General features: G+C 51.0%; 12 protein-coding genes. 7 read left to right on the top strand and 5 right to left on the bottom strand.

Annotated elements, in window-relative coordinates:
- Nucleotides 1-421 precede the first annotated feature (421 nt).
- The 5 genes from AABO57_07730 (at nt 422) to AABO57_07710 (ending at nt 6,320) form a co-directional block, all read left to right on the top strand.
- Entirely contained in the window at nt 422-1,315 is an 894-nt protein-coding gene (locus tag AABO57_07730) for a sulfotransferase (GenBank protein MEK6285614.1), read from the top strand.
- Between the two features lie 126 nt (nt 1,316-1,441).
- Nucleotides 1,442-2,992 carry an asparagine synthase-related protein gene (locus AABO57_07725; GenBank protein MEK6285613.1) on the top strand — a complete coding sequence of 517 codons (1,551 nt, stop codon included), beginning with the start codon at nt 1,442-1,444 and terminating at the stop codon, nt 2,990-2,992.
- Between the two features lie 4 nt (nt 2,993-2,996).
- A complete protein-coding gene (locus AABO57_07720; protein MEK6285612.1) occupies nt 2,997-4,583 on the top strand; it encodes a class I SAM-dependent methyltransferase in 1,587 nt (528 codons plus the stop codon).
- A gap of 49 nt (nt 4,584-4,632) precedes the next feature.
- Complete coding sequence (locus tag AABO57_07715; protein MEK6285611.1) at nt 4,633-5,586, top strand: polysaccharide deacetylase family protein; 954 nt, start codon at nt 4,633-4,635, stop codon at nt 5,584-5,586.
- Nucleotides 5,583-6,320, top strand: a complete 738-nt coding sequence (locus tag AABO57_07710) for an SDR family oxidoreductase (protein MEK6285610.1) — start codon at nt 5,583-5,585, stop codon at nt 6,318-6,320. The genes AABO57_07715 and AABO57_07710 overlap by 4 nt, the downstream gene beginning before the upstream one ends.
- Nucleotides 6,321-6,381: 61 nt before the next feature.
- Here AABO57_07710 and AABO57_07705 read toward each other — a convergent pair whose 3' ends face one another.
- From AABO57_07705 to AABO57_07695, 3 genes are read right to left on the bottom strand one after another with little or no spacing between them, the layout of a single operon-like run.
- On the bottom strand, nt 6,382-7,257 hold the full coding sequence (locus AABO57_07705) for an ImmA/IrrE family metallo-endopeptidase (protein MEK6285609.1): 876 nt from the start codon (nt 7,255-7,257) through the stop codon (nt 6,382-6,384).
- A 5-nt stretch (nt 7,258-7,262) separates the two neighbouring features.
- On the bottom strand, nt 7,263-7,706 hold the full coding sequence (locus AABO57_07700; GenBank protein ID MEK6285608.1) for a hypothetical protein: 444 nt from the start codon (nt 7,704-7,706) through the stop codon (nt 7,263-7,265).
- On the bottom strand, nt 7,703-8,233 hold the full coding sequence (locus AABO57_07695; protein ID MEK6285607.1) for a hypothetical protein: 531 nt from the start codon (nt 8,231-8,233) through the stop codon (nt 7,703-7,705). Before AABO57_07695 ends, AABO57_07700 begins: the two co-directional genes overlap by 4 nt.
- Nucleotides 8,234-9,023: 790 nt before the next feature.
- On the opposite strand from AABO57_07695, the gene AABO57_07690 reads away from it, so the two are divergent.
- Complete coding sequence (locus AABO57_07690) at nt 9,024-10,160, top strand: nucleotidyltransferase (protein MEK6285606.1); 1,137 nt, start codon at nt 9,024-9,026, stop codon at nt 10,158-10,160.
- A gap of 423 nt (nt 10,161-10,583) precedes the next feature.
- Complete coding sequence (locus tag AABO57_07685) at nt 10,584-11,543, top strand: CBASS cGAMP-activated phospholipase (protein ID MEK6285605.1); 960 nt, start codon at nt 10,584-10,586, stop codon at nt 11,541-11,543.
- 508 nt (nt 11,544-12,051) lie between these two features.
- On the opposite strand, the gene AABO57_07680 is transcribed toward AABO57_07685, so the two are convergent.
- Both AABO57_07680 and AABO57_07675 read right to left on the bottom strand, forming a co-directional pair.
- The gene (locus tag AABO57_07680) at nt 12,052-12,561 is read right to left on the bottom strand and encodes a hypothetical protein (protein MEK6285604.1); all 510 of its coding nucleotides are present in this window, start codon (nt 12,559-12,561) and stop codon (nt 12,052-12,054) included.
- Between the two features lie 83 nt (nt 12,562-12,644).
- Nucleotides 12,645-12,902, bottom strand: a complete 258-nt coding sequence (locus tag AABO57_07675) for a hypothetical protein (GenBank protein MEK6285603.1) — start codon at nt 12,900-12,902, stop codon at nt 12,645-12,647.
- Nucleotides 12,903-13,058: the final 156 nt, after the last annotated feature.

Raw genomic sequence — 13,058 nt, 5'->3', positions numbered from 1 at the left:
TGGGAGATGAGTGGACGACCACTGCTTTTCTTCGAGAGTTCGTACGAGGCTTTAGATCGACACTTCGGCCTGGCGGACGGCTATTCATCGATAGCCGTAACTTCGACTTCATTTTATCGTTGAAAGGACATGAAGCTGCAGCTAGAGCTGAGATATTCCGGTCGCTGCCCAATATTTGCTACCATGGACTTAGCGCGGTTCGGTTTGCGTTTCCTGCTTACATTTCCAGTAGCTTGGTGGTTTTTCACTACTATGACACTGAGAAGGAGATCTGGAGCGCTAACGATTTTTTCCCGGTCACTCATCGCGTTATGCTGGAAGCACTAGTAGGTTTGTTAGAGGTCGAAAGGATCTCTTGGGATTATTGTGACAGCTATAATGGTCGTTCCCACTTCATCCAGTATCTGGCGCGGTCGTTACCATGAGGAAAGATGTCGGCGAAAAGCTGCAACTTGGCGGCACCGGACACACCGGACTTGGCTCGTGGGCATCAGCGAGGCACATATTCATTATTGCGCCAACAGGGAAGTCCGGGACGAACCTATTACTAAATATCCTGATTAACCTAAAACTTGCTCAACGTCCTATTGACGGGCCTCTCAGTCGGGAAGACTATCTCCTCTACCATTCGGACCTTCTCACTGAGTATGCTAACAGGACTACCTTGATCTGGACCAAGTGGAAGGAGAGTCAGCAAGGTTTGCCCGAGACGGCTTCGCGGTTGCTGGTTTCTATTGGCGATGGGCTTCTCAGCTTCTTCGGCCCGACAGGAGAGCTTCCAACAGTTGTAAAGACTCCTACAACACGGAATCTCATGCATTCCACACAGCTTTTCCCCTCAGCAAAATTCCTGCTGATTGTCCGAGACGGCAGGGATGCCACGGAGTCCGGTATGCTTTCTGGCTACTGGAGTGTGTATGGCGAGGCGTTTTCGGCATGGGCGGAGGGGGTCAGGGAGTTGCTCACCTTCATACGCGGACCAGGGGCAGAATCGTGCGGAAAGAACTGGGTGCTTATGCGGTATGAAGGACTCCTTCAGTCGCCAGAAGATGAGCTGCGCCCGACGATTGAACTCTTAGGCGGCTCGCCAGATATAGTTAATCGTGATGTCATTCAAGGCCTTCCTGTCTATGGCTCATCGGATTACGGTGTAGGAGCAGATGGCACATTCCGATGGTGCGTCGCGGAGCGAACAGAATCCTTTCAACCCATTGGCAGGTGGAATGATTGGCCGCGTTCTACTAAGGATCTTTTCAAGAAAGTTGCGGGTAATGAATTGATAGAGTTAGGCTACGAAGAGGATTTCAATTGGTGATACCAAGTTTCCGAAGTTTGTTCAGGCTACTGTTGACTGTGTCTAAGCGGATTTGGTGGCTGTCTGAGCAATCTAGTCATCATCACCCAATCTTTTCGTCTGCACCTACCAAAGTCTGAGTGCACAATGTGTTCTATTATCGGTACGTATTGGTTCTCTCCGGTAACTGATGATACTTTGACCTGCGCGGCACTCAGACGCGCACTAGGTCGCCTTCAAAGACGAGGACCAGATCAAAAGTATTTTGCGAGGGTAGATGATCGATGCATACTGGCAGGCAATCGACTGATAATCCGTGGCGATAGCAATGTGGGGCGTCTGCCGTTTCGAGATTTGGGTGTGGTCGCAACTTATAATGGAGAAATATACAATTCCCGAAGGAGGGTGGTGTCTGAAAGTGCCGATGGCAGTGCGATGATCCCCGCGTACCGTGAGTTTGGCGAGGCGTTCGCGTCGCAGCTTGACGGCGAATTTGCGATCGCTCTCTGGGATGAGAAACTTGGTCAACTCCTACTTGCGCGCGATGCTTTCGGTACGAAGCCACTCTACTTCGGATTCGATAAAACACGACTTGTCTGGGCCTCATCCGCTTATGCAGTTGCAGAAGTCCTTCAGCGGTCCTACTGTCGCCCGACACATGGGCCTGCGTATCAACATACGTACGCGATCCAGGAACCGTACACTTCATTTTCCGGAGTGTGGGCTCTCCCACCTTCACACTACTTGGTTGTTCGCGAACACACTATACAAGTCTCACCCTACGAGTCTTGGTTGCCTGACTCGCCTTCGGTCAAATCGGATGATGAGATCGCTTCGGCACTCTTTGATTCACTGTCGTCAAGGCTTGATCATAGTCAAACTATCGCCATACCCATGTCTGCCGGGATAGACAGCGGCATATTGACCTTCGCTGCCGAGCAGATGCAGATTCCCTACCATGTCTTTTCTCTTATTGAGGTCTTTGATAAGCCAACGGTTGAGGCACCCTACATCATGAGTCGTCTGAAGCGGCTCAAACATGCTTCGGGAATTACCTTGGTTCGATTTGGTGACTCTGAATATGGCAGAGCACTTAGTGAACTCTACGATCCTTGCTATTACGACTCCGAGTATTACGACAATGGTGCCCTCTTGACTCACGCAGTTTTATCGGCGATTCATAATGCCGGGATTCGAGTAATAATTGACGGTTCAGGCGGTGACGAGTTGTTTGATGGGTATGACTTCCGCGCGGATTTCTATCCGCCTGATCAATGGCCTAGAGCTTGGCAGAGGACCAGCTTCTACTCGCTATTCACAACGCTCCTGGCCTATACCTCAAAGGTTGACCGAGCTGGTGGGTTTTTCTCAATCGAGTCTAGGTTCCCCTTCCTGTCTAAACCGATTCTGAGTGCTGCGCTACGCTGTATGGATATTCAGAAAAAGCGGCCTCTTCGGGATTTTTTGCTTAACCGATTGTCGTACGGATCTCCTCAAATGCCAGATTTGGACGGTAAGTTCGGCTTTTCAATGCGGGGATGCGATCTGCCTAGGATTCGATCCGATATGCGGGCGGCGTGGCGGAAATCAAATGGGATAACGGCAGATCAGTTTGATGAGCCTCTTCCGTACCCATTTCTAATTGGCGCCTCTAGCAGAATGGTTGTTTCCGATAACATACCTACGGGCGGTAGCTAACTTTATGACGAAGATAGTAACGGTTTCCATGGTGAAGAACGAGCAAGACATTATTGAAGCTTTCGTGCGTTACCATGCGGCTATCGTTGACCACATGATTATTCTGGACAATGGCAGTACAGACGAAAGTACTAGGATTCTCGAACACCTCATTGACGAAGGGTTATCAATATCAGTTTTGTCGGATGACGATCCTGCCTTCGTTCAGGCCGAGAAGGTCACTCGTATGGTGTACGACGCGTTTAATCTTATTGGTGCAGACCTAGTGATTCCGCTCGACGCCGATGAGTTCTTGTGCTGCCCAGAAGGCAATGCTATTCGCCAAGTGCTTGAGTCTCTTCCCATAGATCGTCCGAGCTATCTGGAGTGGTTAACCTACATACCAACTGAAGCTGACGACGCTAACGAGAGAAATCCGGTGATTCGGATTCGTCATCGACGTGTAAATCAACACAACCACGATTCCAAATTGACCTTGCCGCGACCGTTCTTTGATTCATGCCCTGGTCTGTCGGTTACGCAAGGCAATCACTATGTTGTGACGGAATCTGGGGACCGCCTTTCGCCCTCGCCAGCTGTTGGATCACTGGCACTTGCTCATTTTCCAATCCGTAATCCAGAACAAGCGCGCTCAAAGTATCTTGTCGGTTGGCTCGCTAATCTAGCGCGTCCTGACCGGGTATTATTTGACTGGTACCCAGCATATAACTTGTCAAAACAGCAAGAGTTGTCTCCGAGCGAGACGATACGTCTTGCAGTCTACTATAATATCCTCGACAAGAACGTGTCGCCCGGGATGACTGAGGCGCCACTTGACTATACATTTCTCCTCCCGGACGGGTTCGATCTGCGTTATGCTCCGCGGAACCCTTCGGACGCGCTTCTAAACGTTTTGAATTACTCTGAGCATCTCGCATCTAGCCTTTCATCCTTACGCGGGCGTAATCTGGTCGGCGTTGATGGCCTATCAGACCAGCTTATCTTGCAGATCATTCGGCGCTATGAGCTGATTGATGGTTGGCTGAGCCCAAGAGAAGCGATACAGCTATATCGAATCGCTGCCAGTATCGAGTCTACTGCCCCTGTCATTTGCGAAATTGGTTCTTGGCTCGGGCGGTCTAGCTATATCTTAGCCAAGGCAATTGAAGCGCGACTTGATGGACTAGTTTATTGTGTGGACCCATTCGACGGTAGCGGAGATGCGGCATCTGAGAAAGTCTATCGCTCTCAGATGGAAAGGCATGAATTACCGCTGGAGGCAGAGTTCCAAACTAATATGGCACGGCACGGGGTTTCGACACGTATTCGACAGGTCAAAAAGACAAGCCAAGACGCGCTTGACTTTGTTCCGAAAGAGTTGGACCTTCTCTTTATTGATGGCGATCACTCGTTTGACATGGTTCTCAAGGATTATGAAGCCTGGGCGCCGCGGGTTAAACCTGGCGGATGGATTGCTTTTCATGATGTAGGAGCCGTGCATGCGTCAGGTCCCAAGTCCGTCGTCGAGAGGTATATCGTACCCAATAAACAATGGGGGAAACACTGTCTGATGGATGAACTCTTTGCAGCCCAGCGCCTTCGCCCCCATTGATCCGTGCGGACAGAGTCTAAGATTAGTCATCCTAGGATTGAGCAACACTGTGCAACTGCCCGAAGATTGGAACGTCCATCGTATCCCTCCGTCGGAAACCTTCGCAATTTTGACGTACCACCGGATCGCACCTTATCAACATCCACTCACACTCCCTGTGCATCTCGAGGCTAATATTGTGCTACCTCCCGAAACATTTACGATGCACCTTTCTGTTCTGAAGCGGAAAGCAAATGTGATCTCTCTTGACCTGGCTCTACAACTTTCGAAGGCGCATGGACTGCCGGAAAGAGCTGTTGTACTGACTTTTGATGACGGCTTTCGGGAACATTTCGACGATGTTGCTGATCGCCTAACGATGCTACAAATGGAAGCCACATTCTTCATAACTGGCTATGGCATTTACCCTGAATTTGGACTCCGCTGGATTGAGTGGATTGGAGCTGCTCACCGGATGCTACCAAGCACCCGAGAGATCTCAATCGCCGGCAACACGTTTCTAATTGGAGGGAAGTCCGATATTTCCCTTATAAGAAAGTATTTTCGGCACCTCGATTCCATTGGTCAGAGGGAGACACTCAGCCAGATCTCAAGGGACTTGGGACTTCCGAACGAGGAATTTGATCTATTACGTGATCAATTGTTTCCCTCTATGGATAAGCTTATGCAGCTAAGGGGCGTTGAGTACTTAGCCCTCGGTGGGCACTCGTTGTCTCACCCTTCACTCTCCAGTCTTTCGGGTGAATCAAAGCGTGATGAGATACTCGGGTCATTAGAAATGCTGCAGGCCCTTGCCCCAGATTCGGCTCATTCCTTCGCCTATCCATTCGGTGGAATTGAATCATATGATGCAGAGTGCCGGTCGATTATTAAGGAAGCCGGCTTCAGATGTGCGTGTACGAGCGTGCCAGGATTGAATTCGGCTGAGACGCCGGTTTTTGATCTAAAACGATTTGATATGAACAAATTCGATATTAATGAAGTGTTGGAGGCATTTCCGTGAAAGGTAGTGAACATCCAAGATGCGCTGTGGTGACTGGAGCCAGCGGAGGGTTAGGCGTCGAGATCTGTAGGGAACTACTGGATCGAGAGGTCCGGGTACTCGCTCTAACAGCGAGGAGCGAATCCTCACAAGAGTTACGTGAAAAGTTAAGAGAATACGCAAGTCAGCTTGAAACTTATGCAGTCGACTTTCGCGAGCTTGATGCTATAGAGCCGCTCGTCAATGTTGTAGAAGTATTTTCGGGCGGCGCTTTGAACCTACTTATCAATAATGCTGGTGTTGGCTATCATTGCCGAATCGGTGAAATCAAACCTGAGGAATTGAACGAAACCTTCCTGGTCAATGTGATGGCTCCGATACTGCTGACCTCGAGGCTGTTATCGTACTTGCAGACTGCGCCCAATGGTCACGTCATAAATGTTACCTCCATTCTGGTCGATACAGTTATGCCGTTTACGGCGACTTACACAGCAAGCAAACGGGCAATTGAAGGTTTCTTTCAGGTTTTGCGGCGTGAGTGTGGAGTTCGAGTTACAAGCATTGAGCCGGGTGCAATCGATACTCCGTTTCTGAAGAATACAACTGATCCGCCAGTCCGTGAGCATTTCTTGGGCAGAAACATCAAGCGACTCGATCCCAAGGAGGTAGCTCGCTGGATCGTTCGAGCCAGCGAAACTGAGGGCGGTGTGATGCCAGGTCGAATTCAATTACTACCATCCGACCAGGTACTTTGAGACTCGTCCCAGGGCAATGGACAGGTCTTTCCGCCATCAAAATATCTTCGACGAGAGTTCTTTACTCTCGATCACGATAGCGGTTCCATGACCAACGGCTGTCGGACTCCCGTTCCTCGGCATCGTACTCGTCTTCACCTGTAATGTACTGGTCAATATCTTTATCAATCCACAGGAGCGTCAACACTGACCCGTAGGACGGCATCGCAATCGACTCTTCTTGGATTGTCTTGCTCGAATCTATGCGTTCTCCTTCTAACCAGGCCGTTGCTTGCACTTCGTTCATCCCCTGAGGCAGCCGTTCGCCTTTGAAAAAGTCTGCTGCATACGTGGCTGGGCTCAAAGTCTCTCGCGGAGTGATGAAATAGCCGAAATCCTTAGTTTTTCTGTGATAGCGAATCTTACCATCCTTGCTGACGACAAGGCAGCAACGATGTGGGCAGGACTGAATGTAACGCGAGGAAGCGGCGGTCAGCGTTACCCGGAAGTCAGCTGCCAGTTCGCCTACATATTGCAGCGAAGGTCTTGTAGACCGGCAGAGCGGTTCGAAGAACTTGGCAGGCATCAGTAATGCAGCAGAAAAAGTGCTCGCTTCAAGTTCATCGGCACTGTTTGTATAGAACGGGACTAAATCCCTATCCGTGCAGAGAGCAAATTGAGAGCTTTGCTGGAGCAGCAGGTGCCCCAGTTCGTGCGCGATGGCGAAGCGACGGCGCCCCGGCTCCCGAATCGCGTTGTTAACCCGGATGAAATTGAGCTTGGGCGAGCGCGAAAGCCGCGCTTCAGCCCCGGTTAGTCCACCATCGATCACAAGCGCATTTTGCGTCATTGCGATGGCTTCAATATCGATCTCTTCGACGTCGCTGATTTCTAATTGGGTGATCAGCTCGTCAGCACGCCTCTCAGCGGCCATTTCTCGGATTACATCAAGACTCATTTCAACTACTCAACTCTGGTCCCGCTCTCTAAGTCCTCAACTAAGGCAACTTCTTCAAGCATTGAGCGAAGGTCCTCTTCAGTAGCGTGCTCGAACTTCCGAAAGGCCACTCCATACTGGGCTGCGATCGGAACAGGTAATCGGCTTATGGCCTCATTCAGTCTCTTCAAGAGCTGTGGCCGCGTTAACCCAGCCGACTCTGCGCTGACTCTTGCCCGTACTTTTTCCAGTAGCTCGTGACGCATCGTCTGCGCCCTGTTTTTCCAATGAAACGGCGACTCCTTTTTGAGCCGAGTGACGAGTTGCAGTACCCGGTCAGCGAGATCGTCTGGACGTACCCCTGCCTCCGAAAGCGCCTCGCTGACCTCATCTGGTGTCCATTCGGCTTCGCTACTCAGCTTCGAAATCCGACGGAACAGCTCATTAGTATCCGGTTTACTTCCATTCATAGGCCTTCCTCTCCGGAAACCGCCGCATTCTGTTCACTGGCAATGCGTCCGTGAACTTTTTCCAGCTTACGGTCCAGCCGTTTGGTGGCGTTGTATACATCCTTAATGGGTATGCCCTTCGCTTTGGAGATTTCGGCAGATGTATCAGCGCCGTCCATCATGGCCTCAAGCACTTCGATGAGAACATCGTCATCTGCACATTCATCGATAAGCAAATCAAGCGCCAGATCCTTCAGGGCCGACTCTTCCTGCATCAGGAGGGTGCGTTCGGGCGACGGGCGCGTGGGAACAAGCCAATCAGCAGCAGGATCTCGTTTTGGTGAACCGCCTTCCCATGCCGTCGAATCTACGCTACCCGGTTTTGGGACGGCTGTTAACAACGTGTTCTCTTTGCTCTCGGCAAGGTGATTGAGGAGACTATCGATGACCCCCTTCAGATAGTTTTTGATGTTCGGCTCTTTTTCGGGTTCCCAGTCGCGATCGCCGACGAATAGCTTTTCGATGGCTCTCGAGACGATCGAATCCACCGTCTCGCCCCCGGGAAGCTCGGTGGGATTTCGCGTACGCCACCGGAGGTTACGACTGACGCTGAACGCATACCGCTCTAACTCCAGCGCGATACCGCGCCACTCGTCATCTGAGATTCCGGAGACAGCTTCGTGAGCTTTCAGATTCATCGGTCATCCGTATTCCAGACTGTTATGCCCGGATCGACTGAGTTTTCGCCGGTACTTGCAAAACAACCGCATCGGCAATTCATCACTCGAGGAACGTGTAGTGGCTGAATAACATAGACAAGCTTTGTGGGCAAGGGCACAAAGGGCACAAAGGGTTAACACGCCGACATTACTATCCAAGGTGGATCGTGGATTTGTTTTCCATCATTTGACGGCAAAAACCTCCATCAATCCGGCACTACATAGTGGGAGCAAGTAGAAATTTGTTAGCTTCGAGAATCCAGGGCAGTTCATTGCAGCTCCCAATGGACCAGGCCTTAAGACGAGAGGAAGAGGAATATTGCGACCGAAACTGTCTCTTCGAGGAGCCCCGAGCCTTCGTGAAGATAAACAGACTAAGACAGGATCGAGCTCAAATACTGATTGGGCAACCCCTCCTGCAGATCGAGTGTGGCACTGGGATATCGAGCTCGATATATCGTTACGACGCACAAGATAGAGTACACAAGTAGTTTCGGGCCTACCATTGGTGTACATCGATTAGGAGTTGGTTGTACAATTTTCTGACAAGATTTCGCTTATTTGCCCTCAGGGTTAACGGTCCCGAAGTTCTCCACTAGGGCAGTTCGGAGGAAAACACATGGTAGCTAAAGTAGTCCCCGCGGTCTCATCGCTCGATGATCTCTTGCATCGACTGTGCCTTGGACTTCAACTCAGCCTTACAGACTATAAGCTGGCTGTAGAGCACTATCAGGCAATCGGCAAATACCTTCAGGCTGAAGGCAGTCCGATTGCCAGATATGATCCAGACATTTACCCGCAAGGTTCTCTGAGAATAGGAACGACAGTAAAGCCGCGCGGCCGGCAGGAATTCGATTTGGATTTGGTCTGCGAGCTGCTAGGCCTCAAGGCAGAGTTCTGCGGCAACCCAATTAAGTTATTAACTGATATCGAAGCATGGCTGAAAGCCAATGGCCTGTACAAGGATAAGGTTGAGTTGATGAACAGGTGCGTGCGCGTCAACTATGAGCATCAGTTCCACCTCGACATACTTCCGGCGTGTCCCGACGGAGCGGCGGGCTATTGCTGCGTTGTCGTACCCGACCGCAAAGCACACGGCTGGAAGCCTTCAAATCCCAAAGGCTATGCAGAGTGGTTCGAGAAGGTAGCCAAGTCATCTGAGTTTGAAGCGTATTTCAAGGCAATCGAGCCACTGCCACATCTGGAGCCGCTTGAATTAAAGCCACCACTAAAGCGGGCCGTGCAGTTAATCAAGCGGGACCGCGACATCAAGCTCGGTTACGATTCCAAGGCTGCGATTTCGATCGTGCTGACCACCTTGAGCGCTCTCAACTACTTCGGGCAGGAATCAGTCAATGAGACCCTAACGTGCGTTCTTGAAGGAATCGTAGCCAAGCTTCCTAGTGACGGTTCGATCATGAAAGTGGTCAACCCTATGAACAAAGACGAGACGCTTAGCGAACGATGGGACGCTGATCCGAAACTCTACGCTGAATTCCGGGAATGGATCACTGAGTTCAGAGACACATGGCGCGAAGTGAACCGGGCTGCAGGGCTACCGGCAAGGACCCCTCAGTTGAGCAAGCTGTTTGGCGAAGATCGTGTGAAGAGTGCAATCGAATACCAAGCGAAGTCCATGGGCAGTATGCGTCCATCGGGCAGTCTGGGAGTAGAAAAGGCGACCGGTGTCATTACGAGCGTGAAGAGCGCGGGAACGGTGCCGGTTAAGCAAAACAGTTTCTTCGGTGAAGAATAAGTATCCTAAACCTAAGAGTCTTACCCTGGCCCAGCAACGGATTGGGGTAAGCTCACACTTTCCCGGGTTCCGTTATGGCGGCAGCCACAAGATAGGTATCTGGGTAGGCTCACTGAATCCGGGCAACGAGTGTGAAACATATCAAGTAAAGATAGAATACAAGCCCGGCTCGCGGCCAAGGATAACTGTGCTTTCGCCAAAGCTGCGTAAGAGAGATGACCAAGCCCGGATCCCTCACGTCTATTTCGGAGACCATCCGTGTGTCTATTTTCCGAGGACTGGAGAATGGCATCCCGGCAAGCTAATTTCCGCGACAATTATTCCGTGGCTTTCATTGTGGCTCTACTTCTATGAAGTATGGCTTGTCACAGGAAAGTGGTTTGGAGGGGGCATTGAGCATGGCGAAGGAGAGAAGACTTAGAAGTGAGCAACGCAAACGGAACCATCCGAAGAATCTTGTCTATTGACGGTGGCGGAATAAAGGGTGTATTTCCGGCCTCGTTTCTTGCCACCATCGAAGGACAGTTAGCCAGGCCGATTGGCGAGTATTTCGACTTGATTGCCGGCACATCGACGGGCGGCATTATTGCGATTGGCTTAGGACTCGGATTTAGTGCAAACGATCTGCTTAATTTCTATTTGGAACTTGGACCAGATGTTTTTGCCGGCAATCGCTTTCTTAAGTTTTTCCGATGGATTGGATTCTCAAAATATGATCCAACAGCTCTTCAGCTCAAACTCGAAGATAAGTTTGGTGAGCGCAAGCTGGGGGAATCCCGGACTCGCCTCGTTATACCCTCTCTGAATCTAGAGACTTTGGAAGTTCATATCTACAAGACATCTCATCACGAACGCCTGAGAATGGACTACTTAGAACCAGCAGTTGTGGCAGCAAGGGCAACAACCGCTGCGCCTACATATTTTCCAACATATAAGTCTGCTCAGGGAATCCCATTCATTGATGGCGGACTCTGGGCTAATAATCCCATAGCTGTAGCTGCAGTGGAAGCCATCACAATTTTGGAGTGGCCCCGTCAAGATATCAGAATCCTAAGCATTGGCTGTACTCAAGAACCCCCAAGCATTGATTGGGCACGACGGTTCAGTCTCGGGTTACTGTATTGGGGGTTCAAAGCTAAAGATGCGTTCATGGGTGGACAAGACTCCGGCGCAAAAGGTATGGCGGAGCACCTTGTTGGCAAGGATAGCATATTTCGGATCAATCGCATGGTCTCCTCTGGTCGGTACGGAATGGACGCTCTAAAGGAATTGGATTCGCTTTGCGGGCTAGGGCGAAGCGAAGCACGAAACGAAATCTCAAGACTGATGCCCATTTTCTTTAAAGAGCCTGCAGAGCCCTTTGAACCTTTTCACAAATTGTGAGAGCTATCGAAAGTGAGGAGGGCTGCTTTCACTATCAACGGATAAGTACAGCTCAATCAGGGTTGTTGGATTGGGGAAGGAACTTGTTCGCTGGGAATCTTCATCTACCACGTGAGTAGGTGTCGCGATCAGACCGGTCAGTGCTTGACGCGGCGTGAGAAGGCGATTGTCCAATGGTGCGCGCGGAGAAGTCGGGAGCTCGTAATTGTTCGGTCCCCTTTCTAGCTGCTTCCGAAGCCTCGCTGCGCAGAAGGCTCTCCTCAGCAATCCTGGCGGCCTCTTTGAACTCCTTCCGATCTGTACTGAAGAAAGGCAACGTCTCAGCGTACTTGTTGAGCTCGGCGATCTGTTCGCGGCCTAGAGTTGGCGCTACCGCCTTCTCGCGTACTCCAGCAGCGCGATAGAAATCCTGCGCAACCCTGTCTCTGATGACACTGTAATCACGTGCATCTCGAGACTGCATATGAGCCATTCGTAGCTGGTCAGCTCTGGCGTCGGCGACAGCTTGTCACTCGTGCCTCTTCTCCGGAGAGTCTGTGAAGTGTCTGATGAGCATTTCGAGTGCGCCCTTCGGCTCAATCTCCCTGACGCTCGTTGTGTAAGTCAGACCTTGAGCGTCCGTGATTGGAAGCTGGCGATAGTCGCCGTACTCAACCGTCGCTTTGAGTCGATCGGCAGCCTTGAGCATGTCCATCCTTGCCATTAGAGCCTTACCCTTCACGTCAGCCAGAGTGGACGTAGTCGGATTAGCCAGCAAGCTGTCTTTGACTTCGTGATACACAAATTCGAGGAGCTTGGCGTCCTTGTTACGATTGGCAATCACGCTCATTTTGGCCAACTCGGATCGTTCAAAGACGGGCAGGGGCATCTCCCTCCCCTGTTGAGCACGGGCGTTCTCGGCGTACTCGACAAGCTTCGAAGCAGTCTCGTACTTGAGCTGCGATGCCGTAACGTTGTTCCGAGCAGGCCGCTCTGCCGAAGCGATCTGCTTCTGTATGTCCTTTTTGGTTTCCTGCAAAAACTCAATCCTGAGTTGAATTGCCTCTCTCTTGGTTGGGCGCAGAAAGTTGTAGAGCTTGAACTTATCATCAGTCTCGGTTTTTATCTTTTGTCGACCTCCCTGAGTGAGACCTTTCCAAAGCCTTCGACGTGAAACTTCCAGAAGTGCCTTCGGGTCTGAAACGCATCAATTTTGGCCTGAGCATCCTTCTGTTCAGCGCCGGCGAAGACCCGTGTTGACTGAAGCCGAGCAGCCGCGCGGTCGTCTTTGACCGCAACATGGCGCATCTCCGCATGCTCCTTCAACTGCTTCCATTCTTCAGTTGTGTAAACGACGTGTGGCAGTTTTTCCTTACCCATCTCCTTTCTAGCTGCAAGCGTCTTTTCCAACGCGACTGCGAATTCACACGCGGTCCTTGCAGCCCATTTGACTTGCGTTGCGTGCGCTTCACTTCGGATAAGGTGAGCAAGTTCCTCACGAGCGACTTCCGCCTTGGCTTCTTCAGCATTACCCTT

The sequence above is a fragment of the Acidobacteriota bacterium genome (assembly GCA_038040445.1).
GTDB lineage: Bacteria > Acidobacteriota > Blastocatellia > UBA7656 > UBA7656 > Onstottus_A > Onstottus_A frigus.
The sequence above is the reverse complement of the archived record's forward strand: the minus strand, read 5'-3'. Positions and strand labels throughout refer to the sequence as shown.

Coding starts and splice junctions, on each gene's coding strand:
- AABO57_07690 (MEK6285606.1), top strand. CDS start 9,024: ATGGTAGCTAAAGTAGTCCCCGCGGTCTCATCGCTCGATGATCTCTTG.
- AABO57_07700 (MEK6285608.1), bottom strand. CDS start 7,706: ATGAATGGAAGTAAACCGGATACTAATGAGCTGTTCCGTCGGATTTCG.
- AABO57_07675 (MEK6285603.1), bottom strand. CDS start 12,902: ATGGGTAAGGAAAAACTGCCACACGTCGTTTACACAACTGAAGAATGG.
- AABO57_07730 (MEK6285614.1), top strand. CDS start 422: ATGAGGAAAGATGTCGGCGAAAAGCTGCAACTTGGCGGCACCGGACAC.
- AABO57_07725 (MEK6285613.1), top strand. CDS start 1,442: ATGTGTTCTATTATCGGTACGTATTGGTTCTCTCCGGTAACTGATGAT.
- AABO57_07720 (MEK6285612.1), top strand. CDS start 2,997: ATGACGAAGATAGTAACGGTTTCCATGGTGAAGAACGAGCAAGACATT.
- AABO57_07705 (MEK6285609.1), bottom strand. CDS start 7,257: ATGAGTCTTGATGTAATCCGAGAAATGGCCGCTGAGAGGCGTGCTGAC.